The sequence below is a fragment of the Pseudobacter ginsenosidimutans genome (assembly GCF_007970185.1).
GTDB lineage: Bacteria > Bacteroidota > Bacteroidia > Chitinophagales > Chitinophagaceae > Pseudobacter > Pseudobacter ginsenosidimutans.
In genome coordinates this window covers 2,205,725-2,231,002 of record NZ_CP042431.1, presented here as the reverse complement: position 1 = coordinate 2,231,002, position 25,278 = coordinate 2,205,725, and the positions used below count along the sequence as shown (strand labels likewise).

Below are 25,278 nucleotides of genomic sequence, written 5' to 3'. Positions count from 1 at the left end.
TCAAACCTCCACGGCAATACCCTGATTGTCAGACGTCTGGCAAACTGTCTGTGGTCCGCGCCTGCATTGGGTTTCAACCTGATCGTAAAGGATTATGACCTGTTAATCAAAACTTTGATTGCTGCTCGCCGCCATTTTCAACATCCTGTCGAACTGTTCAGGCGTGAGATCATTATAGAAGAAATAAATGGGATCGATGGGCCTGCCGTTCTTGTGAACTTCGTAGTGACAGTGCGGGCCGGTGGATTTTCCGGTGCTGCCTACCCATCCGATGATCTCGCCACGTTTCACTTTCTGGCCGGACTTCACTTTCACTTTGAACATATGTCCGTAAAGTGTTTCATACCCGTAACCGTGGTTGATGATCACGTGATTGCCATAACCGTTGCCGAGATTGCCGGCTGTACGAATGGAGCCGTTGGCTGTGGCATAGATAGGAGTTCCCTGCGGAGCAGAGAAGTCAAGACCAGCGTGGAATTTGATGGTTTTATATACTGGATCGATGCGGCTCCCGAAACCGGAAGCAACACGTTTGAGATCGGAATTGCTGACTGGTTGAATGGCCGGTGTACAGGCAAGAAGCTCTTCTTTGTTGGCAATGAACTTGGTGATCTCGCCGTATGATTTGTCCTGGTTGGACATCCGGTTGTTCAGGTTGTTGAGCGTTTGTACGATGGAGTTCTCCAGTTCGGAGTTGGTCATGCTGTTGACCAGTCTCCATTCTTTCTGCTGCGCCATTTCCAGCGCCCTGATACTGTCTGGGATGGGATTGGCTTCAAAGATGGTGCGGTAAATATCATTGTCGCGGCTCTCGAGTTCAGTCAGTCGCTGTGATAGTTTGCGGGCTGCCTGTTCCAGGCTTTCGAACTGATCTTCCAGCTTTTCGTTCTCTTCCATCAGCTTTTTTTCGTTGGCCGAAGGGAAATAACGATAAGCAATGGATACAATAATAATAGCGGTAACGATGGCAGCAGAAATGAAACCCAATACCCGGAGGAGTTTCACCCGCAGAGGGGTCTCAAGCTTCTCGTAACGAAGCGTATTGGTATTATAGTAATACTTAATCTTTTTCATGAGAATCCGTGGTCACCAGGATTTGATTTCATTATAAAACAGCACGAATTGGATTACCTTTGCACCACGTTATTCAGAGCCAACGCTACAAACCTACAGGAAAAAGCGGATTTTTTTGCATTCTCTTAAAATTCCGGTAGTTATCTGTTGAAATGAATGTATGCAGTGAGGCTTTCACATTATCAAAGATTGTTCCGTTTATGATCACAAGTGCCGCCATACGCCAGCATTTTCTGGATTTTTTCAAATCGAAGGGCCATACCATCGTTCCTTCCGCTCCCATCGTTCTAAAAAATGATCCTACCCTGCTTTTCACCAATGCAGGTATGAACCAGTTCAAAGATTACTTCCTGGGCAATAAACAAGCCCCCCATAAGCGCGTGGCGGATACCCAGAAATGTCTTCGCGTCAGCGGAAAACATAACGACCTCGAAGAAGTAGGTGTTGACACCTATCACCATACCATGTTCGAAATGCTCGGGAACTGGAGCTTCGGCGACTATTTCAAAACAGAAGCGATCGCCTGGAGCTGGGAACTGCTCAATGTGGTTTTCCAGATCCCGAAAGATCGGCTGTACGTGACCGTTTTTGAAGGAGATCCGGAACTGAACCTCCCTAAAGATGAAGAAGCTATGAACGAGTGGAAAAAATGGGTGGCTGAAGACCGCATCCTGCTCGGAAAGAAAAAAGACAATTTCTGGGAGATGGGCGATACCGGCCCCTGCGGCCCCTGTACCGAGATCCATGTAGACTGCCGTTCCGATGAAGAAAGAGCCAAATCCAATGGCGCCTCCCTCGTGAACAACGACCACCCCCAGGTGATCGAGATCTGGAACAACGTATTCATCCAGTTCAACCGCCTGAAAGACGGTTCCCTCGAACCACTGCCCGCCAAACATGTGGATACGGGTATGGGATTCGAGAGACTGGTGCGCGTGCTCCAGGGCAAACAATCCAACTACGATACCGATGTTTTCAGCGAAACCATCGCAGCTACCGGTAATATCGTTCATAAAAAATATGATGGCAGCGACAGCCGTCAGGCCATCGCATTCCGCGTGATCGCCGACCATATCCGCGCCATCAGCTTCACTATCGCTGATGGACAACTGCCCTCCAATACCGGCGCCGGCTACGTGATCCGCAGGATCCTCCGCCGCGCCGTGCGTTACTATTATTCTTATCTCGATTACAAACAACCACTGCTTCATCAACTGTTGCCGGTGATCGCTCACCAGTTCAGGGATGTATTCCCCGAACTGCAGCAACAGCAGGATTTTGTGAAAAAAGTGATCAGGGAAGAAGAAGAAGCATTCCTCCGTACACTCGATAAAGGTCTCAAACGCATCGACGATGTGATCAAAACCGCTACCAACGGAACCATCGAAGGCAGCGTTGCCTTTGAACTGTACGATACCTATGGGTTTCCTATCGACCTCACCCTTCTCATCGCCCGTGAGAATAATCTCGCTGTAGATGAAAAAGGATTCGAGAAAGAAATGCAGCAGCAGAAAGACCGCAGCCGCGCCGCTACCACACTCGACACGGAAGACTGGGTACAATTGGTGAAAGATGGAAAAGAGAATCAAAGCCCCAACTTCGCAGGCTATGATATGCTGGAACTGCAAACCAAAGTGCTGAAGTACCGCAAGATCAAAGCCAAAGGCAAGGAGTCCTATCAGCTCGTACTCAACACCACGCCATTCTATGCGGAAAGTGGTGGCCAGGTGGGAGATACCGGCTTCCTCAGCTTCGATGGCGAAATGGTGCCCGTTACCGATACCAAAAAAGAGAATGACCTCATCATTCACTTTACCGATAAATTACCCGTGAACATCACGGCCCCTGTAGATGCAAGGGTGGATGCAGAACGCCGCAAATGCACCGCAGTTCATCACTCCGCTACTCACCTGCTGCACGCTGCACTGCGTAAAGTACTCGGCACGCATGTGGCGCAAAAAGGTTCGCTGGTGAATGAGGAGTATCTGCGTTTCGACTTCTCGCATTTCGCCAAGATGACCGACGAAGAGATCAGCAAAGTGGAAGCCATCGTGAACCAAAAGATCCGCGAGAATATTCCTGTAGTGATCAAAGAAATGCCAAAGGAAGAAGCCATGCAATCCGGCGCTATGGCGCTGTTCGGTGAAAAATATGCCGATGTTGTACGCGTGGTGATCATCGATCCGAATTATTCGGTAGAGCTTTGCGGTGGAACGCATGTTGGCTCAACCGGGGAGATCGGCATCTTCCGCATCAAACAGGAAACCGCCGTAGCCGCCGGTGTAAGAAGGGTGGAAGCCGTAAGCGGATACGCTGCTGAAAAATATATCGATGAACAATCCGCTGAACTGAAACAGGTGAAGCTGGCGCTCAAGAATCCCAAAGACGCGGTGAAAGCCGTTGAACAGTTACAGTCAGAGAACAGCGACCTTAAAAAGAAACTCGACCATCTCGAAAACCGCATATTGGTTGGCGTTAGGAACGAGTTGCTGCAGAAAGACCAGATCATCGATGGCGTTACCTATATCGGTGAGATCATAGAAGTAGGCAATGCCGATGCTTTGAAGAAACTCGCCTTCGATCTGAAAAATAACCTGCATGATTATGTGGCTGTGCTCTGCGCCAATATCGGCGGTAAACCATTTGTTGCCGTTGGTATCTCAGACACTGTAGTAGCCGCCAAACAACTGGATGCCGGCAAGATCATCAAGGAACATATCGCACCGCTGATCAAAGGCGGCGGCGGCGGACAGAAAAACCTGGCTACGGCAGGTGGACAGGATGCCAGCCAGCTCCAGGCCGTTATCGAAAAAGTAAAAGGATTGCTGTAAGAACAATCCCTTGCAATAATATCAAACCGGGCAGCAGACTTATCCAGAGCATGCTGCCCGTTTACTTTTAATTGGTAGTGATGGATCAAAACCTCAAAGGACACTGGGAAAAAGTGTACGAAACAAAAACACCGCAGGAAGTAAGCTGGACGCAGCACAAACCACAAACTTCACTCGACCTCATTCACCAGTCAGGTCTTGATAAATCTGCGCGCATCATCGATATCGGTGGTGGCGATAGCAAACTGGTGGATTTCCTTCTTGAAGAAGGTTATGACAATATCACGGTGCTGGATATCTCCGCCAAAGCGTTGGAACGCGCGCAGGCAAGACTGGGAGAAAAGTCCGCTAAAGTGAACTGGATCGTATGCGATATCACCAGCTTTGCACCACAACAGGATTTCGATGTCTGGCACGACAGGGCTGCCTTTCATTTTCTCACCACCCCCGAACAGATCGATACTTATGTGCAACTGGTAAAAAAGCATGTAAGAAAATATTTATCCATCGGTACATTCTCTACTAATGGTCCTTTGAAATGCAGCGGATTAGAAATCAAAAGATATGATGAACCTGCACTGACCAGCTTGTTTGCGCCTGAATTCAAAACCCTCAATTGCAAAATAGAAGATCATCTAACTCCTTTTAACACAACACAGAACTTTATCTTCTGCGCTATGGAACGCAATAGCCAATAACCCGTCCCGGGGCCCGCCCTCTTAACGATCCGTTAAATCCCCCTATTCATTTCCGAACTATTTCGTATTTCAAATATTTCCTTATATTTGATCTACGAAACATTCCGTAGTCAATTCATAAACCATTCGTTACATGAAAAGATACTCACACCTGGCCTTCGCTTTCGCTACTACCGCTTTGCTCGCCGGTACTGCCGCTATGGCCCAGGACACGAAAGATCCCAAAGCTCCCAAGGAGGCAAAAGAGCCTAAGGAAAAACTCAAACAATACGACGAGCTTATTATCCGCAAGAGCGGCGACAAAGATGGCAAGGTTGTGATCGAGATCAGGGATGGCGATGTATTTGTAGATGGCAAACCACTGGATGAATTCGAGAATGACAATATCAGTGTACGCCGCAACAGGGCTGGCCGGGTTATCACTGTTTCGCCATTCCGCGAACATGGCGGCGCCCAGGCTTTCAATTTCAACAATGATTTTTACAAAGCCGGAGCTACCAGAACATTCCTCGGCGTTGTAACAGAGGAAGCGCCCGGCGGAGCCCGCATCACACAGGTTTCAGAAGGCAGCCCAGCTGCAAAAGCCGGACTGAAAGAGAAAGATGTGATCACAAAGATCGCCGGAGAAAAAGTGCAGGATGCCAATGATGTAAGCCGGCTCATCCGCGCCCGCAAACCTGATGAAGAAGTGAAGATCACTGTGCTGCGCGATGGCAAAGAAGTAGTGATCAATGCGAAACTGGGCAAAACAACCGAATCACAATCCCACAGCTTCACTATACCGGAAGGTGGCAATGCTTTCAAGCTCGACGAATTGGGTGAATTATTCCCGAAGAACTTTGAATTCAGTGCGCCTTATGGACAGTTCAATACCAATCGTGGTCCCAGACTCGGTATCAAAGCCCAGGACACAGAGAACGGTGTTGGCGTGAAAGTGCTGGATGTAGATGATGAATCCGCTGCAGAAAAAGCAGGTATCAAAGAAGAGGATCTCATCACAGAATTCAACAATAAAAAAGTGAACAGCGCGGAAGAACTTGCCAAAGAAGCAGCCGCCGCTTCCAAAGACAACAAGGTGAAGATCCCCGTGAAAATACTTCGCGATGGAAAAACAGTAAATGTGGAAGTATCCTTCCCCAAAAAACTGAAAACAGCCAATTTGTAAAAGATATCAGCATTCAGGGGCATTGGCCCGAATGCCAATAGCCATCAGGAACAGCCCGATTTACAAGCCCGGAATATGTGAACAGTATTATCTGCGCCATATTCCGGGCATTTTTATGCGCGCTTGCAATCCGCATGGAATAAGGTATTTTTGTATGCTCTGACCATTACACATTTTATGGCGATCAATTACGATGCATACGAATTAGTGGCAGGACTGGAAGTCCACGCTCAACTGCTCACAGAAAGCAAGCTGTTTTGTGGCGACAGTGCTGCCTTTGGAGGCGAACCAAATACTCATATCAGTCCGATTACCCTCGGCCATCCCGGCACCCTGCCCAAACTCAACAAAAAAGCTGTTGAATATGCTATCCGCATGGGACTGGCCTGTAATTGCACCATCAGCCCCAATAATTATTTCGCGCGCAAGAACTATTTCTATCCCGACCTTCCAAAAGGATACCAGATCTCCCAGCATACTACTCCCATCTGTATCGGTGGTTATGTGACCATCCGCATTGGTGATACGGAAAGGCCCATCGAGCTGAACCGCATCCATATGGAAGAAGATGCCGGCAAGAGCCTGCATGATGTTGATCCCGAAAATACCTGTGTGGATTACAACCGCGCCGGCGTTCCCTTGCTGGAGATCGTAACGGATCCGGTTATACGAAGTGGAGAGGAAGCTTACGCCTATCTTACCGAGCTCCGCAAAATGCTCCGCTATCTAGGGATCTGTGACGGCAATATGGAAGAAGGCAGTATGCGTTGCGATGCCAACGTTTCTGTAAGAAAGAAAGGAGACACCAAACTCGGCACCCGGGTAGAAGTAAAGAATCTCAACTCAATCCGAAACGTTAAGCGCGCCATCGAGCTGGAAGCCAAACGTATGATAGAAATGCTGGAGAACGAAGAGACCATCATACAGGAGACCCGTAGCTTCGATGCCCAGGCCGGTATAACTTTCTCGCTACGCAGCAAAGAGGAAGCTAACGATTATCGTTACTTTCCAGACCCGGATCTCGTTCCCTTCCGCGTAACGGAATCCATGCTGCAATCCATCAAAGAAAGTATCCCTGAACTGCCCGAACAACGTATTGCCCGCTACACGCAGCAACTGCAACTACCGGCATACGACGCCCGCGTACTCTGTGATGAAAAGGAAACGGCCGATTATTTCGAGGCTGTTATCACGCATACGTCCAATTACAAGGCTGCAGCCAACTGGATGCTGGGACCTGTGAAATCATGGTTGAACGATAAGAGCGCTTCCATTACGGAGTTTCCCGTACAACCTGCCGGCATCGCGGCGCTGATAGCGCTTATTGATGAGGGTAAGCTGAACTTCTCCATCGCCTCCACCAGGGTATTGCCTGCGTTAGTGGCTGAGCCGGGCCGCAATCCGCTCGATATCGCCGCATCGCTCAACCTGGTGCAGGATTCCGATGAAAGTAATGTAGCCGCCTGGGTGGAAGAAGTATTGCAGAAGATGCCGGAGAAAGTGGCCGAATACAAAAAAGGAAAGAAAGGTTTGATGGGATTGTTTGTTGGAGAAGTAAAGAAAGTATCCAAAGGAAAAGCAGACCCCCGGTTAACGAACGATATTTTATTGAAGAAACTGAACTAAAAAAATTTACATGAAAAAACAATTCAACCGGATCCTGGTAGTGGCAGTGATGGCATTGGCAGCGGCTTGTTCCGGAGGTTCCAATCAATCCCTTGAAGTAAAAGGCACCATTGCCAACGCAGATCAGGTAAGCGAACTTTATCCCAAAGCGATCGAGGACGGAAAGATCACCCTCTTCCTTTACGAAATCCCCTTCGGCGGAGAGCTGCCCCCCGTACAACTGGACTCCACCACCATTCCCGCAACCGCGAAAGAATTTACACTGAAAGGCAAAGGCGCCAATGGCGGACTTTTCAATGTGATCATCAAGAATGGCCCCATGGCCCCTATCGTGTATGATGCTTCTCCAATTTCACTCAATATAGACTTTGCAGGAAAAGAGAAATTCTACACTGTATCAGGATCAGGCGCCACCACGCAATTGCGCGATTTCCTCTTCGGCTACAGCGATCATCAGAATGCTATCGAGAATTCCATGAAAGCAATGGACAGCCTGAAAAGGTTTTCCGCTCCGGACTCTGTGATCATTCTCGCTACCAACAAAAAGAATGCTGCAATGACCAGCCTGAATAGCTTCCTGAAGAAATCTCTCAGCGAGATCAACCAACCGGTTGTTGCCGCTTTCGCTCTGGGACGTTCTGCACAAACACTGGAGCAGAGCGACTTTGAAGCTGAACTGGGTAAACTCACACAGAAATTCCCCAACGATGGCAACCTCGCAGACCTGAAGAAAAAATATGAAGCCTATAAGGTGCAGGCTGCAGAAATGCAAAAGCAACAGGAAGCAGCAGCCGAGCGTCGCAAATCCAATTCACTGATTGGAAAGCCAGCACCGGATATTGTGATGCCCGATCCAAACGGAAAGAATGTTTCCCTCTCTTCTTTCAAAGGCAAATATGTGCTGGTGGATTTCTGGGCAAGCTGGTGCGGTCCCTGCCGTGCAGAGAACCCAAATGTTGTGAACGCTTTCAACAAATTCAAAGACAAAAACTTTACTGTGCTGGGCGTATCGCTCGATAAAGACAAAGCCGCCTGGGTACAGGCCGTTAAAGCAGACAACCTGAACTGGCCACAGATCAGCGATCTGGCTTTCTGGAAAAGCAAGGCAGTTGAGTTGTATAAGTTTGAAGGGATTCCTTATAATGTACTGGTGGATCCCAAAGGGATTGTGATTGCAGAAGAGTTGAGAGGAGAGGCGCTGAGCGCGAAGCTGGCGGAAGTGTTGAAGTGAGAAATTCTTATTGGATAAATACTAACAAAACCGCCGGAATATTTTTCCGGCGGTCTTTTATTTATTTCAAAATGACAATTATTTCTTTTTTCTGCCGAATAAAGAATAGAGAACTGCAAAAGATATGACTATAAGTAATATCCAAAAACAGAAAATAAAAATAAAGGCATGCGGCTTACCTTCCTTTTCATGAGGAGGTCCATCACCAAAAACACTCATTACCCACTTAAATAAAGCCGGGCCGATACCAGTATAGGAAAACGCACTAAACAACAAGATACTTACAATAAAGCTGGTGACAATAACTAAAGTTATTTTCAAGTTTTTGAGAATTAAATTAGGTTAAAGTATCCCTTCCTTTATAGGCATTTCAGTTCATCAATTCTTTTTTTCGCTAAATCGAAATACGAATATTCGATAAATTCAACAGAAATATCATTTTCAATTTGTGGTTTTCTTTTCAAAGCTTCAGCATCGGCGTCAATAATTAATATTAAGGAATTACAATTGTCAACCTTATCGAAAATCAATTTTCGCAAAGGTAAAGGGCTATGAAAAGGAGAAAATATACCTGTATGGTGATAGTCAAATTGCACATCAGTCAGAAAAAAAGGTAATTTACCTTCATTCATATTATTGATTGAATCTGCATAAGTAGCAATCAATATGTCGAAGGCCGATCTCTCTTTATTTTTTATTAAGGATGTATCAAACTTTATTATTTCTTGAGTGAAGGTATTCTTTTTGTTTTTTACACTTCTTCTTAAGGAAGCGCAACCAACAACAAGAAATATTATAACAAAAGAAATCAATGCCTTAAAACATTTCATCAACTCTAATTTTTAGGATAGGTGAATACAGTACTGCATTTTTATGTTTGCCCGGCCTCGCAAACAAAAAGCTGTCCCGGAGACCCGGAACAGCTCTTGCAAAAAATATCTGATTCCTATTTATCTAAATTAGGATTGTTAAGTATTTCTGCTTGTGGAATTGAGAAAGTAAGCTTTGGGTCATTATAGGCAAATGTTTGGCCGGCAAACGACAAGTGATTGTTACCTCTCTTGGTGGTAGCCTTGTTTCTCTTCATGGCTAAATATGATTTACCTTCTCCCCAAAGTTCAGCACGGGTTTGAAAATAAATTTCATTCAAGAGGGGCTGGCCGGATAATCCGGTGAGGTAACCAACATCAGTAAGCCTTTTGCCGCCTCCCAGGAAATTCTCTAATACACCTACAGCAGCAAGATCCTGTCCTGTTCTGGCTTTGGCTTCTGCATTTAACAAATAAAATTCATCCGAACGCATATACAACAGATCGGTTGTAAACGGCTGTGCCTGTCCCTGAGCTTTACGACCCGGGTCGAAGAATTTGTACCAGGGCATTTGCGGGTTTGATGCTCTGAATTGCAACCTCCGGATATCATCTGGGCGCATGGCAGCCCATAGCCCATTATCAATATTCTTATAATCTCCTGCGGACGCATAGCTATAGGAAAAGTAATCTACCTGCCCCCAAAATGAAAGAAGGCCTACACCCATGGCTTTTGTTACATCAACGCCCCACATCCAGCTGGGTGTATTAACATCATAAAATCCTGCTGCCGGATTGGCGGCTACGGTTTGCCCCGGTAACAACACTGTTGCTGCCGGTGAAGTGGCAGGATATTCATCAATGATATCTTGAGTCAGCGTTACAATCTGCGCCCAGTCGGCAGGCGTACCTCTTGCTCCAAGTGCATAACACAGTAATCCTTTTGCAACATTTACATCTACTTGTTCCTTTCCTGTTCTGGCTGCCGCTCCGGTCAACAAGTTGACAGCTTCCGTCAGGTCACTTATAACCAGATCATAAACTTCTTTGGTAGTACTTTTCGGGTGATTTCCTTCTCCTTTTGCCGTAGAATAAATAGGCAATACTTTGGTGGAGCCGTCGCCATATTCCGGAATATACAACTGAGACAAATAAAAATACGCGTAAGCACGCATGGCCTTAGCCTGTCCCATAATTGCCTTGTTCAACTCATTTTCCAAAGAAGGATCTGTATCAACGATACCGTCAATGATATTATTGGCACCGTAAATCAACCTGTAAAAATATCTCCAGGGTATATAGTTTTCGTTTGTGGTAAAGTTTATGGTTGCTGTATATTCTGTTAAGTCAGCATACCAACCGTAGTTCAATCCGCCCAGCACCATGTCAGAGCAAAGCATATCCGTGTAGATATCGATTCCTTTCTGGCCGAAATCATCATCTGCTGTAGTACCACCAATGCCGTCTGTATACATTGCGGTGTATAACCCTCTGAGTGTGGCAACGTTTAAGCTGGGATCTTGTTTAACAGCGTTTCGGTATTGAAGAGTAGATAATCTTTCTGAGGGTTCCGTTTCCAGGAAACTTTTTTTGCATCCCGAAACCATTGCAGAAACGGCAATAGCCAGAAATAATATTTTTTTTGGTCTCATAATTTTTACTTTTTAATGTTAAAACCTAACCCTTACTCCCGCACTGATTGTTGACAATGGAGAATAGGTATACCTGGCAGAGGCACCAGTTTCGGAAGCTGCAGGATTAAATCCTTTCCTGGCAGAATGCAACCACAGGTTGTCACCAGAAACCCAAACATCTAAATTATCAACAACTCCAACTCTTTTCAGTATGCTTGCTGGTATGGAATATCCTAACCGAATATTATTCAACGCCAGGTAATTTGCCTTCGTAACAAATCTTGAAGAAGTTGCATTCACGTCTTTGTCAGCATTATCCGAAATCCTTGGCACATTGGTTATATCGCCAGGTTGCTTCCATGCATTCCTTATATCAGTGCTCCAGTTATTGCCGCCTATAGCGTCATTGCTCATGAGGTCCTGGTAATTACCTTCAAAAGCATAACCACCCAAACTGTATAATACCTGAACTGCTAAACTAAAGCCTCTCCATCCTGCACGCAGATTAATGCCACCTCTAACGGCAGGGATGGCACTTTTACCTATATAGTGTTGGGTAGCTTGTGCAAAAGTCTTGGTAGTTCCTGTCAACAACTTACCCTTCTTATCTGGATTATCTGAATAAAAGGTTTCAAGCTCTCTAACCTCTTCTCCGTCATCAAATTGTTTATTGTCATTAGCATCATCATAATAAACAGTCCACATACTTCTGCCGTCAGCAGGATCTACTCCGGCAAAACCTCTCATAAAGAAGTCGTATATGGAATGACCTTTAGCCCATCCAAATGGACTTTGCACATCTATTATTTTAGGCAAATTACCGGATGTAGGGTCAAGCGGCATTCTTGTGATCTTATTATTGAAATGCTCTCCATTGATATTCAGATCAAGATAATAATCTTTCTTTTTCAGGATATGTCCGGTCAGGTCAAACTCAATACCAGTGTTTCTTAATTCGCCATCGTTTACATTTATTAAGGCATAACCATTTGAAGGCCCTACCCTTCTTTCAAAGATCAGATTGGTAGTATTTTTCTGATAGTAATCAATTGAACCTGTCAGAAATGAACCTACATTGAACTCAACACCTACCTGGAACATTTTGGAAGTTTCCCAGGTCAGATCAGCATTACCGGGTGTTGGCGGTGGGAGAGAGGGGAGATCGCCCAGATTAAGGATATTATAAAAATCCAAACCAGGATAATATCCCAAACCAGACTGATCACCTAAAATACCATAGCTAGCTTTTAACTTGAGGAAAGTCAGGGTGTTTGAAATACTTGAGCTCTGCATGAAACCCATATTGCTCACAATCCAACCTGCACCCACGGAACCGAAGGTTCCCCATTTTCTGCCGTCCAAAAATCGGGAAGAGCCATCTCTTCGTATAGTACCGGACAAATAATATGTTTGGTCGTAGTTATAATTCGCCTGAGCAAAATAGCTTTCCAGCGTATTAGTATTAGCATAAGATGAATTCGGAAGAGATACGACTGTATTATTGAATTCAAGCCCATCATTTCGAACCAGGCCTGTAGCAGAAGCTGTAGTAATAGATTGTTTATAATCAGTAGCTTCATGAGCCGCCAATACTTCCAGATCGTGACCACCAAAGCGGCGAGCATAGCGGAGCATTGACAGTAAGTTCAGGTTCAGCAGTTCTGTTCTTGTCTGACTGAGATAGCCGCCGCCTTCTGCTGATCCGCCATAGAATTTATTTTCGCGGAGATAAGCTACGTTGTTATAATAGCTAACACCCAGTCTGTTCTCGAAAGACAGATCCTTTATAGGTTTCAGAATAATAGAGGCATTTCCTGTCAATTCATTTCTATTGGAAACTCTGGTATTGTACTTAGCATCTGCAATGGCATTTGCTGAAGAGCCGAACTTTCTACCATTTCTGCCATAATCAAACTGATAGCCACCAAAGTAAGGGTCTTCTATCTTTTCTCCTGATGCGTCACGCAGGAAGAGCGGATAGATGGAAGGCATATTGTCTACAAACCAAAAAACGCTTCTGGAGTCATTGATCTGACCCTGATTGTTTGTTTTGGTATTAGCATAGTTGATATTCATGTTGGTTGTCAACCAGGATTTCACTTCATGGTTCAGGTTCAAACGACCTGTCAACCTTTTGAAATCAGACTGAATAGAATAACCAACATCGTCTAAATAGCCAAAGGATGTGTAATAGTTTGTTTTGCTATCACCGCCACCCATTTTCAGATTCACTTCTTTTCTGCTGGAGGATTGAAAAGCATAATCTTCCCAATCTTCCGGCGTATATTTTCTGGTTGCATTCGACTTGATCTTGCCTGTGGCCGGGTCAATCAGTTCGTTACCAGCCAAACTCCACATATTGAATACAGGGGCTATACCATCTGCAGAAAAAAGTTTGTCGCTGGCATAATCCTTTGCATCTTCAGGACTTAATCCTTCTGCTAATCCCCGATTGTGCATCGCCTGCCAGCTCAATTCGATATATTCCTCCGGAGAAGTGATAACAGAATAACGAGGCAGCAGTCTCATATTGGAACCGATTTTTCCGTCCACTTCAATGAAGGACTTTTTATTTCTGCCATCCCTTGTGGTAATTACAATTACACCGTTAGCACCTCTTGAACCATAAATAGCTGTAGCTGCCGCATCTTTCAACACAGTTGCAGAAGCAACATCTTCCATGTTCAGTGCATTGAGATTACCCGTATAAGGCACACCATCTACAACATACAATGGAGAGCGGTTTCCATTCACGGAGCCGATACCACGAATACGAATGGTGGCAGTTGAACCAGGTTGGCCACTTGAAGTAATTGCTCTGACACCAGCTACTTCACCAGCCAAAGCACTTGAAATGTTTGAAACATTTTTATTATTCAACTGCTCTCGTGTCACCACCTTGGCAGAGCCGGTAAATGCTTCCTTGGTTGTTTTGCTATAACCAACCACCACCACTTCGTCCAAAGCTTTATCTTCTGCTTTCAGTGAAACGTTGAATGTAGTTTTTGAACCAATCGCATGTTCCTGCGCTGCCATTCCTACAGCAGAGATCACAAGAATTTTTGCATTATCAGGAACTGTGAGAGAGAAATTTCCATCGGCATTGGTAGTGGTACCTACTGATGCTCCTTTAACTGTGATGGATGCGTTGGGAATTGGGTTTGACTTGTCATCAGTCACTTTCCCGGAGATAGTTCGGGTTTGGGCGAATAGTTGCCACGATAATAGCAAGAAGCTTGCTAAAAGCAACAGCATTTTTCTCATGTGCGTGAGTTTATGTTTTGATGTAAAACTAAAATCAATAACTGCTATTCAGAGTAGTTATCAACTTTATGGACAGCAAATGTATTGATCTGGCTGCTTAACAATCCAAATTTTTTTTAGCAAAAAATTAATATTTCGGTTATACATCATGTTATTATACCCATTCACCATGAGGCAAACTTATCAATCCGGATACCCGGGAAAAATCATATTTAAATATATTACTATTTATAAAAAATTCAGGTCAAATTCAAATTGTGGGCACATCGGCGCAAATGATGAAATCGAAAATCAGTGGACCAACAGATCGCCAGCTTCGAAAAAAAAATTTGCGACCTCTCCTTCGGTTCACCGCAAATCTTTTGAAAAGGGGCCGCCCCTGCGGACGGCCCGGTTGTAGTTGGAAGTCTGGGTCAGTCGGATTTATTTATTGTCAATCATTTTACTGTTCAGCAACAACTCTGCAGCTGAAATTGGCCAGATGTATTTGATGTCTGTAGCAGGAACGGCCACCACGGCCGCTTTGCCGGGAATTGTCAATCCAAGCCGGAGCAGATCGGGGCTTCTTCTTCCTTCTCCCAGGAACTCGATCCTGCGTTCAGTCAGCAATGCATCTATCATGGCATCAAAATCAGCTGGCGCCAGGGTGGTAGCTGCATCAGAACGCTTGCGCACTTCATTCAGCATTTCTAACGCTCTCGTATCCACGCTATTTGTTTCCCTCACCAGCGCTTCTGCATAGTTCAGCAGCACTTCAGAATAACGGATCACAGGGATCCAGTCTGTAAACGGACTGCGCACTTTGTACTTGATCAACCATTTCTTGCCGGTGGATGCTGTAGTGTGAATAAAGCTGCGACGCTTATCTGCAGCTGTCCATCCTGTATTGGCAATGATGCCGTCCGGGTTGAGTGCATATTCACCATTACCGATACCGCCGTTGGCGCTGGTTGGGCTATAATAATAAGCCAGCTGGTTCTGTGTTCCGGGTACTTCATCGGCCGACATGGGCATGGAAAGAATGGACTCAACTGAAGTATATGGAGAAGCAAATACTGTGGTAATATCTGATTCCAGTTTATGCTTTACTCCCGTTGCTGCGGATGAAACAGGACCGGCGCCAACAATCTTGCCGGCCTCTTCGATCACTTTATCATATCGCTGCATACTCATGTAAACCCTTGTTTTCAGTGCAATGGCAGTATTTCGGTGTGCCCTTGTTGTATTCAATGCCGCAGTACCATATTGCAGCGGCAGATTGGTCTCTGCAAAATTCAGATCAGTCAGTACCTGGTCATAGATCTGCGTTACAGTGCTGCGTTCGAGCGAATAATCCTGGATCGATTTATTCCCTTTCAAACGTAGCGGCAATCCGGGTTTGCTGCCATTACCATCCCAGTAGGGACGGGCATACAATTGCAACAAACTGTAATAACTCAGCGCCCGGATGAACTTCGCTTCTGCTTCATAGTCGAGTGCAAGGCTATCGCTCACAATACCCTTACCCTTGGTGGTCAATCCATCCAGGAAAACATTGGCGGTATTGATCACATAATAAGCCTGCGACCATAGCCCCTGCACTTCCTGTGCAGTATTGGTAAGTGCAAAGTTCCAGGTGCCATATCCTGTTACACCATTGGTGAGTTGGTTCAGGAATTCTTCGCCCCTGATATCGTTGTAGATAAGATAACGGCCACCATAGAATTGCCCGTTCTTGAGATTGGAATACAATGCACGCACCTGATTGATGATCCTTTCAGGTGTATCGAATGCAAAGCTGTCGATGATACTGGTGGGGGGAAGCGGGCTCAGCAGCTCTTCCCTTTTGCAGGAGGGAGCCGTTATCATGCCAACCAGTAAAACAGTTATCAGAATATATTTCATAATTATTCTTTTTAATTGTTCAATTAAAATCCGACTGATACGCCAACAGTGATGGTGCGGGCATTACCAACCTGGTTACGATCGATACTTGGATTCGCGGAGTTGTTACCGTTAGTGGACACTTCCGGATCGGGGCCGGGGTAATCGGTGATCATAGCCAGGTTCTGGCCACTCACATAAAATTTGATACTGCCCAGGCCTGCTTTGCCAACCAGGGTCTTTGGCAGGTTATAGGAAACCTGTACGTTACGAAGCTTCACAAAATCGCCTTTGAAAACATTGATGTCGAGCGGCAGGGATGAACCGTTGCTGACGTTATCGCCATAAACGATCTTGGGCCATTGTGCAACATCACCTGCTTTTTTCCAGTGGTCCAGGATATCCGTAGTGCTGTTCCAGAAACGCTGATCGTGCAGGCCTGCATTGGTTCCGTAGTAGATGTAAAAGCCCAGCTGATAAGTGAGCAATACATCCAGTTCAAATCCCTTGTAGGAGAAAGTATTGTTCCAGCCGCCGATCTGTTTCGGAATGGCATTGTACAAAGGTATTCCGTCGTTGAGCGTGATGGCTGGTGAAGTAGCACCATCGGCAAAACGCCAGGCTTGCGGGTAATGGGAATAGAGCACTGCCTGTCCCGCTGCATTGTAAAAGATCCTTCTTCCGGTAGCAGGATCAACGCCACCTGTACGCACTACTTTAAGTGTACCTACTGAATAGCCGGGAAGGCTTGCGCTTACCGATTCGTTGGTAGACGCTCCTGCCGGTGTTGTTACAATGATGGAACTCAAACCAGGCGCCAGTGCAGTAACCTCGTTCTTGTTGATACCGATATTGAATGATGTGTTCCAGCTGAAGTCTTTTGCTTTCACCGGTGTTGCATTGATGCTGAGTTCGATGCCTTTATTGTATAATGAGCCCACGTTCATGCGTACAGCATTACCCGGAATACCGGCAGAAGGGATCTGTGGCACATCCAGGATCAGTCCATCCACAGTGTTCTTGTAATAATTGAATTCAACGCTGATCCTGTCGTTCAGCACTCCGAATGCCAATCCGATATCGAACTTCTTACTGGTTTCCCATTCCAGCGCCGGATTACCGAGGTTATTGTAATTGAGTGTAGGCGAACCTCCGTAAGTACCTCCTGCATAGGTTGTATAAGATTCGTTGTTACCGATGCCGCCGATATTACCTACTTTACCATAGCTCCCCCTGATCCGGAAGCTGTTGAAGATCTTATCGAATCCGGCTTTCGTCCAGAAATTCTCATTGGCGATTTCCCAACCGCCGGACACTCCGTAGAAAGTACCTTTCCGGTTATTGTAGCCAAGGCCTGAATATTCATCCTGGCGTACGTTTCCGGAGATATAATATTTGTTTTCGTAATTGTAGCGAACACTGGCGAACTGGGAATAGAGATAATTTTCACCCAGCGAAGAACCCGAAGTGGCCACATTAGCCCAGGCCGATTGTATGTTGACGAAATAAGGATCAGACACATTGGTCCTGTTAAGTCCGAAACCTGTTGCAGTTGATCTTTGCTCTTCCGTACCCAGCATCAATTGTACGGTGTGCTTATCCAGGAAAACCTGATCATAAGATGCAGTATTGGTCCAGACTGTTCTTTTATTCTTGCTGAATGTACTGGTGGCACTGCCTGTGCTGGCGGCGCCTTCGCCTGTGAGCTGATGCGAATAAGATTCATTGTCTACATAGATATAATCCACGCTGAATACACTGCGAAGCGTCAGCCAGCTGAATGGCTTTACCTGCCCGTAAGCATTGGCCATCACGTGGTTCATTTCTGTATTCGACCTGTTGTATTTGAGCGACAGGGCCGGGTTATAGTAACTGAAACCGCCAGCGATCTTATTGTTCATCGGTCCGATAGTACCACTGGATGCGTTGAATGAGCCGTCATTATTGTAAGGCGATACGCTGGGCGGCAGCACCATTACCACACGGCCCAGACCACCTGTTGCAAATGCTTCACCAGGCAATGAGCCGGAGCTGGCGGCAGCCAGGTTCTTTTCATTGGAATAATTGATCTTTCCACCAACATTGAACCATTTGGTTACCTTCTGATCGATATTGAAGAGAATGCCCTGGCGTTTGAAATCGTTCCTTTTGATCACGCCCTGCTGGTCCGTATAGTTGGCAGAGAAATAATAATTGGTGTTGTCGTTTGCACCGGAAACATTAATAGTATGGTTATGCGAAATCCCTGTGCGATATACATGATCATACCAGCGAGTATCGATGGGCTTTCCATCCGGGCCATTGGTGAGTGCAAAGTAGGTATCGGTGATCCCATCGTTGGGATCAGTGTTGTAAGAATTGTTGTTCTTCAATCCTTCATTCTTGAGGTCTGTGTATTGCTGTGCATTCAGCAGTTCCGGAAGGCGCTGTGTTTTGGTCCAGCCCACCCATCCGTTGTAGTTCACTCTGGCTCTTCCTGATTTACCTTTTTTGGTAGTGATGAATACCACACCGTTGGCAGCGCGGCTTCCGTAGATGGATGCTGCCGCTGCATCTTTGGCGATATCGATGGTTTCGATATCAGCGGGGTTGATGGCGGCAAGCGTATTACCACCGGAACTGGTGCCACTGAAATCACCTGTGTACACCGGGATCCCATCCACAACGATCAGCGGATAAGAGCTCAGGGAAATGGAGTTTGTTCCGCGGATCCTGAATACAGGCGGATTGTTCATTACTCCGTTCGGCACAGAGATCTGCACACCGGCAGCGCGGCCACCGAGTGCGGCCTCGAAACTCTGAACAGGCTTTTCAGCAACTGCAGCACCTTTCACCGTAACGATGCTGCCCGTTACATCTTTTCTTTTCTGTGTGCCATATCCCACTACCACTACTTCCTGAAGCTCTTTGTCGGTCGACTTCAGTGATGCATTCACCAGCGTACGATCGCCGATGGACACTTCCTGTGGCACCTGGCCTACGGCGGAAAAAATAAGTGTTTTGGCATTTGCCGGCACCGGGAGGGAGTAAGTACCGTCCATTGAAGTGGTGGTTCCTGTTTTGGTTCCTTTGATGATCACCGAAACATTGGGGATGGGACTTCCGGTTTCATCCGTGACTTTACCCGTGATTGTACGGGTTTGTGATCTGGCATGTGCATAGCAAAGCACAACTGCCAGAAGCAGGGCTACTAATTTTCTCATTTGTGACAGTTTTAGTTGGAACAGTTGGTAATCCGCAACTGGGTATTTTCGGCTTGCTAACCGCTGAATAATACCCAAAAGCGGTCATATCAAGATAAGATTATTCAGCATTATTATAAAGAAATACTTGCCGCAAAACGGTAGTTTTTCGAATGGTAGTAATAGTTAGTATAAATCAGTATTATTAATTAAATAATTACATATTTAAACTAACGCTAACGCTTACCACTAACTAGATAAGTTAATATTCCTGATAATATATGAGTCATTGATAATTGAAAAGGGCCGGCTATAAGAGCCGGCCCCCGTTCATCTTTCAGAAAGATCTATTTTTTCTTTTTTACCAGTGTCAGAAGCAACGCAGGTAAGAAAATAAGATTGGTCAATGTAGCCAGCACGAGTGTGAGTGATGTCAGCCATCCTAACGCTTTTGTACCACCGAAATCGCTTACACAGAAAATGATGAAGCCAGCAATCAGTACCAGTGAAGTGTAGATAATGCTGATGCCTGTTTTATGGATCGTATCGATCACAATTTCACGTGGTGCTTTTTTGCTCAGCTCTGTTTCCTGTTTATAGTTCACGAGAAAGCGGATGGTGATATCGATTGCAATACCGAGCGCTACGCTGAAAACAAGTACTGTAGAAGGTTTGATAGCAACACCTGCCCATCCCATCACACCGGCTGTAATGATCAGGGGTATCACATTCGGTACAAGGGAACAGATCAGGATGCGGAAAGAACGGAAGAGATAAAGCATACAAAGGGCGATCAACCCGAAGGCCCAGAGAATACTTTCTTTCAGTCCGTTGATGATAAAGGCGCTTCCTTCCAGGAAGGTAACAGAAGTGCCGGTGAACTGAATATTGTATTTGGCTGTGTCGAATATCTGTTTGCTGCGCTGGTTGAGCGAATCGATGATCTCGGGCAATCTCTTGGTGCCAACATCGGCCATATTCACGCTGATGCGCGCGCGCTGCCTGGTACTGTCCATGAATGAGCGAACGATGCGTGTGAAATTGTTTTGCTTGCCGCTTGTGTCGTTTCCTTTACTGCCAAGATATTCCGCCAGGAATGCGATATCGAAGGAGTTGGGGAGGCCATAGCTGGCGCTGTCGCCATTGTAGTAAGCCTGCCGCGCAAACTTCAATCCTTCCACAATCGATAATGGCCTGGCCATTTCAGACTGCGATGCAATGAACTGGCTGAGGCTGTCGATCTTCTCGAAATGCGAGAGTGGATTTATTCTCAATCCGTTTTTCTTCTTTGTATCAACCACTATCTCCAGCGGCATCACTCCTTTGAAATGATGTTCGAAGAATTTCAGGTCGGTATAGATCTTATCTGTCTTCGGCAGATCGTCCACGATGAAGCCTTCTGTGCGCAGTTTGAAGATACCAGCCACTGCTACGATCAGCACGATCCCTGTAACGATATAGATCTGTTTCTGATAGTGCAGGCTCCATACTTCCAGCTTATCCAGCACATTGAGCAGCCATTTGTTATCGAGGTATTTCGTATGCCTGGGTTTGGGAGAAGGCAGAAAGCTCAGCACTGCAGGGATCAGGATGATGGAGATGAAGAACAATGCCATGATATTGATACCTGCCACAATGCCGAATTCTTTCAGGATCTCGCTCTTGGTCAATCCGAATACAGCGAATCCAATTGCTGCAGCGATATTACAGAAGAGCGTAACCACGCCCATCCGTTCGATCATCATATGCAATGCGGCAAACTTTCTTTCTTTGGCGCCCAATGAAGGGTCTGCATCATTATAGGCTGTATGGTATTTATTGAGGAAGTAGATACAGTTGGGAATACCGATCACAACTATCAATGGCGAGATCAATGCAGTAAGCAGTGAGATCTTGTAACCAAACCATTCAAGTGTACCGAGGCTCCAGACAACGCCGATGATCACCACGGCCAGTGAGAGCGTCATAGCGGAGATGCTTCTGAAGAACAGCAATAGTATGATAGCAGAAAGCACGATGGACCCCAGCAGGAACCATTGCATTTCACTGGCCACCTTGGTGGCCATATTGGTGCGTATCAACGGCAGTCCGCTGTAATGCATTTCAACGCCATACTTTTTTCCGAAAGCTTCACCGGCAGCTACGATATCCGCCACCACTTCATTGCGGGCTTTCGAGTTCAGTACATCCTTGTTGATGCGGATAGCCATCATCCAGGTACTGGTGGCAGGATTGTACAGCAGTCCCTGGTAGAAAGGAAGACTGAGAAAAATGGCAGAACAACTATCCAGTTCATGCTGGCTCAATACACGATCCGGGAACACTGCGCCGGCATTGAGTTTTTCAGACGCGGAATCTCTCAGCAAATTGGCTGCGCCGGGAATGCTGAGTACATCTTCCACCGCTTTTACCTGGCGGATATTTTTAACGAGGGCAGCATAATCGTTGTAGAACTTATCCTGGAAAAGGTCTTTTGTCTGGATCCCGATCACCATCAGGTTACCATCTTCTCCAAACAGTTTCCTGAATTCCTGGTATTCCTGGTACTTGGGATTATCAGTAGGGATGGCCCTGGTGAATTCATAGCTCAATTGAACTTTGGAAGCATGATATGCCATCAGAGCAGTAGCCAATACTAAAAGAACGAGTAAGATCCACCGGAATTTCAGCACAATCCTGGCAATGGTTCCCCACATAGAAAAGATTTTAATGAGCAAATAACTGTAGGCGAGGCAAAGAAAGCCAATTTGCGCAAGTTGGCAAAGATTGCTTTTTAACAAGCTGCGGCCAGGAGTTCGCCTCCCGGCCGCACTCTCTGTATTCTGTTGTATTTTTGATTATGCCGAACCGGAAATCCTTATTACTCCCACTTCTCATACTACTGCATGCCATTAGTTCCGCCCAGCTCCAGCCGGTTGGACAGTGGAGGGACCACCTCCCTTATCATCAGGCCATTGCTGTAACTCAACAGCAATCGATTGTCTGGTGCGCCACGCCATTCAGCATTTTTTCTGTAGATCCCTCAGATAATTCCATCGAGCGTTTCAGCCGTATCAGCGGACTTTCGGAAACGGGCATTGGCGCCATCGGTGCAGATCCGGATGGCAACAAGCTGGTGATTGCCTATTCCAACAGTAACGTGGATGTACTGCTCCAGAACACCGTGCATAATATCGACGCTATAAAAAACTCCACCATCAGCGGCAACAAGACCATCAACCATATCTACGTACAACAGCAGCGCGCCCTGCTGAGTACCGGACTGGGCATCATACTGCTCAATCTCGAAAAATATGAAGTAAGTGATACCTGGATCATCGGCAGCAATGGCAACAAGATCGAAGTATATAACACTGTTGCTGATGCGCAATTTTATTACGCAGCAACTGAAGAAGGATTGAAACGTGCACCCGTAAACGCCAATAACCTCTCCGATTATCGCAACTGGGAAATGCTTTCAGGAACTGATGGATTACCGGCCGGCAATATAAAAGCAGTTGTTTTATCAGGAAGCCAATTATTCGCGCAATGGAACAACCAGTTGTTTGCCTGGCAGAACAATAACTGGACATCTGTTTACAACGATGGCTGGGAGATCCGGGAATTAAGAGCTTCCGGCAACAAACTACTGCTCACTGAACTGAACGGATCACAGGCGAGAGTGGTGAGCCTCACCAATGCAGGCATCGTTGAAAGCATCATTCAACATCCTGTATTCACTGCTGCTCCCAGACAGGCTATCTGGTTTCAACAACAATACTGGATCGCCGATGACAGCAAAGGATTAAGCGCCACCGATGGTGCCGGTAATTTCGAACCCTTCGTTCCGCCTTCCCCTGCTGCTGTTGCAAGCGGACAAATGCAGGTACTCAACAATACACTCTGGGTTGCTTCCGGCAGTGTAACTTCCAACTGGGAACCTGCCAACAACCGCAACGGGCTTTATCGCTTCCAGGACGATAACTGGACGAATGTAAATGCCGCCACCGCTAACTTACCCGATAGCATAAACGATATTGTAAGTGTTGCTATCGATCCCACTGACCAATCCATCTGGGCAGGCTCTTTCGACGACGGCCTCCTGCATATACAGGAAGGCAAGCCACTGTCAGTACTCAAACAGAACTCGCCCATTCAACCTGCCTATTTTTCAACCGGCAGCTATCGCGTAAGCGGCCTCAACTTCGACGCAAGCGGCAATCTGTGGATCAGCAACTACGGATCACCGGGAGAACTGGTAGTAAGAAAGCCTGATGGGAATTTCAAATCCTTCACCATTCCTTTTCCTGTTTCGGAAAATGCAGTGGCGCAACTCATAGCAGATGATTACAACCAGGTATGGATGGTTTCACCCAAAGGCAATGGTCTCTATGTTTTCTCCTACGGCAATTCCATCGACAATCCATCCGATGATCAATGGAAATGGTATCGCAGCGGAACCGGTAATGGCAATCTGCCCGACAATAATGTGAACTGCATCGCCAAAGACCAGAGCGGATTTATCTGGATCGGTACCAACCGTGGCATCGGCATTATACAATGCCCACAGGACGCCAACAGCAATACAGGCTGCGAAGCCATTCTTCCAGTGGTGCAATCCGACAATTTCGCCGGCTATCTTTTTCGCGATGAACAGGTGCAATGCATTGCCGTGGATGGAGCCGACCGCAAATGGGTAGGTACAAAAAATGGCGTATGGCTGATCAGCGCAGATGGCAGCAAAACATTGTACCGGTTCCATACGGGTAATAGTCCTTTAGTTGATAACGACGTGCAACAGATTGCCGCCAACGGTTTCACCGGAGAGATCTTCTTTTCCACCCCCAAAGGCATTTGCTCTTTCCGCAGCACAGCAACAGATGGAGGCTCCACCAATCAGAACCTGCTGGTATTCCCGAACCCTGTACCACCTGGTTACAATGGAACCATTGCAATCAGGGGTTTGGTCAACAACGCCATTGTTAAGATCACGGAAACGGACGGCAGGCTGGTGTACCAGACCCGCGCCCTGGGTGGACAAGCCATCTGGAATGGCAGGCATTATAATGGCAGTAAAGTTTCTTCAGGCATATATCTCGTACTGGTTACCGATGAAAACAAAAGGGAACAAACAGCCGCAAAAATTGTATTCATCAAATAATCAACCATGACCATTCACCATACAAAAGGAATTGTGCTGCGTACGGTCAAGTACGGAGAAACCAGTGTGATCGTAACGATCTACACGGAGCTCTTCGGTATTCAATCCTATCTCGTGAATGGGGTTCGCAGTTCATCTAAGAAAGGGAGCGGTAAAGCGAATATGTTCCAGCCCGCAGCCATTCTCGATATGCAGGTGTATCACAATGAACTGAAGAACCTGCAACGCATTAAAGAATTCAGATGGGCCTTCATCTACCAGCATATTTTTTTCGATGTGGTGAAGAATGCAGCAGCCTTGTTCATGGTGGAGCTTTTACAGAAAACATTGAAGCAACCGGAATCCAACCCGGACCTCTATCATTTTATCGAAGATGCTTTCCTGCACCTGGACGAAGCCAGAGGACAGGCCATCGCCAACTTCCCACTGTTCTTTGCATTACACCTCGCCACCATCTACGGATTCAGGCTGAATGACGATTACACGGAAAACACGCCCTACCTGGATTTGCAGGAAGGCGCATTCACAGCAGAGCATCCCGTGCACCCGCATTTTCTGGGTATGCCTTACAGTTATATCACTTCCCAACTCCTGAAAGTGATGCAACCTCAGGAGCTTAACGAGATCCCGCTCAACCAGGAAACAAGAAGGATATTATTGCAGGGATACCAAACTTTTTACGCGCTGCATGTGCCGGATTTCGGGATATTGAAAACATTGCCGGTATTGCAGGAAGTGTTGTCGTGATACTATTACTAATG

Annotated in this window: 15 protein-coding genes; 7 read left to right on the top strand and 8 right to left on the bottom strand. The window is 46.3% G+C overall.

Features of this window, described 5'->3' with window-relative positions; translation table 11 throughout:
* Positions 1-102: 102 nt before the first annotated feature.
* Positions 103-1,074 (bottom strand): M23 family metallopeptidase, encoded by a 972-nt coding sequence (locus FSB84_RS09160; protein ID WP_130541851.1) that lies wholly within the window; start codon positions 1,072-1,074, stop codon positions 103-105.
* A gap of 200 nt (positions 1,075-1,274) precedes the next feature.
* Here FSB84_RS09160 and alaS point away from each other — a divergent pair, with 200 nt between their 5' ends.
* From alaS to FSB84_RS09135, 5 genes are all read left to right on the top strand, one after another.
* Complete coding sequence (alaS, locus tag FSB84_RS09155; RefSeq protein ID WP_130541852.1) at positions 1,275-3,905, top strand: alanine--tRNA ligase; 2,631 nt, start codon at positions 1,275-1,277, stop codon at positions 3,903-3,905.
* 80 nt (positions 3,906-3,985) lie between these two features.
* Complete coding sequence (locus FSB84_RS09150) at positions 3,986-4,603, top strand: class I SAM-dependent methyltransferase (protein ID WP_130541853.1); 618 nt, start codon at positions 3,986-3,988, stop codon at positions 4,601-4,603.
* Between the two features lie 133 nt (positions 4,604-4,736).
* Positions 4,737-5,768, top strand: coding sequence for a PDZ domain-containing protein (locus FSB84_RS09145; protein ID WP_130541854.1), 1,032 nt, complete (start codon positions 4,737-4,739; stop codon positions 5,766-5,768).
* Positions 5,769-5,945: 177 nt separating this feature from the next.
* Positions 5,946-7,394 carry an Asp-tRNA(Asn)/Glu-tRNA(Gln) amidotransferase subunit GatB gene (gene gatB, locus FSB84_RS09140; RefSeq protein ID WP_130541855.1) on the top strand — a complete coding sequence of 483 codons (1,449 nt, stop codon included), beginning with the start codon at positions 5,946-5,948 and terminating at the stop codon, positions 7,392-7,394.
* Between the two features lie 10 nt (positions 7,395-7,404).
* Positions 7,405-8,625, top strand: coding sequence for a TlpA disulfide reductase family protein (locus FSB84_RS09135; protein WP_130541856.1), 1,221 nt, complete (start codon positions 7,405-7,407; stop codon positions 8,623-8,625).
* Positions 8,626-8,703: 78 nt separating this feature from the next.
* On the opposite strand, the gene FSB84_RS09130 is transcribed toward FSB84_RS09135, so the two are convergent.
* The 7 genes from FSB84_RS09130 to FSB84_RS09100 form a co-directional block, all read right to left on the bottom strand.
* Positions 8,704-8,946 carry a hypothetical protein gene (locus tag FSB84_RS09130; protein WP_130541857.1) on the bottom strand — a complete coding sequence of 81 codons (243 nt, stop codon included), beginning with the start codon at positions 8,944-8,946 and terminating at the stop codon, positions 8,704-8,706.
* A 38-nt stretch (positions 8,947-8,984) separates the two neighbouring features.
* Positions 8,985-9,455: a hypothetical protein gene (locus FSB84_RS09125; RefSeq protein ID WP_130541858.1), complete on the bottom strand. Its 471-nt coding sequence runs from the start codon at positions 9,453-9,455 to the stop codon at positions 8,985-8,987.
* 116 nt (positions 9,456-9,571) lie between these two features.
* On the bottom strand, positions 9,572-11,086 hold the full coding sequence (locus tag FSB84_RS09120) for a RagB/SusD family nutrient uptake outer membrane protein (protein ID WP_130541859.1): 1,515 nt from the start codon (positions 11,084-11,086) through the stop codon (positions 9,572-9,574).
* Between the two features lie 18 nt (positions 11,087-11,104).
* A complete protein-coding gene (locus FSB84_RS09115; protein WP_130541860.1) occupies positions 11,105-14,332 on the bottom strand; it encodes a SusC/RagA family TonB-linked outer membrane protein in 3,228 nt (1,075 codons plus the stop codon).
* Between the two features lie 423 nt (positions 14,333-14,755).
* Positions 14,756-16,216, bottom strand: a complete 1,461-nt coding sequence (locus tag FSB84_RS09110; RefSeq protein ID WP_130541861.1) for a RagB/SusD family nutrient uptake outer membrane protein — start codon at positions 16,214-16,216, stop codon at positions 14,756-14,758.
* A gap of 23 nt (positions 16,217-16,239) precedes the next feature.
* Positions 16,240-19,398, bottom strand: coding sequence for a SusC/RagA family TonB-linked outer membrane protein (locus tag FSB84_RS09105; protein ID WP_130541862.1), 3,159 nt, complete (start codon positions 19,396-19,398; stop codon positions 16,240-16,242).
* 326 nt (positions 19,399-19,724) lie between these two features.
* Positions 19,725-22,073 carry an efflux RND transporter permease subunit gene (locus FSB84_RS09100; protein ID WP_130541863.1) on the bottom strand — a complete coding sequence of 783 codons (2,349 nt, stop codon included), beginning with the start codon at positions 22,071-22,073 and terminating at the stop codon, positions 19,725-19,727.
* Between the two features lie 143 nt (positions 22,074-22,216).
* On the opposite strand from FSB84_RS09100, the gene porZ reads away from it, so the two are divergent.
* Both porZ and recO read left to right on the top strand, forming a co-directional pair.
* Positions 22,217-24,517: a type IX secretion system anionic LPS delivery protein PorZ gene (gene porZ / locus FSB84_RS09095; RefSeq protein ID WP_130541864.1), complete on the top strand. Its 2,301-nt coding sequence runs from the start codon at positions 22,217-22,219 to the stop codon at positions 24,515-24,517.
* Between the two features lie 6 nt (positions 24,518-24,523).
* Entirely contained in the window at positions 24,524-25,264 is a 741-nt protein-coding gene (gene recO / locus FSB84_RS09090) for a DNA repair protein RecO (protein WP_130541865.1), read from the top strand.
* Positions 25,265-25,278 lie beyond the last annotated feature (14 nt).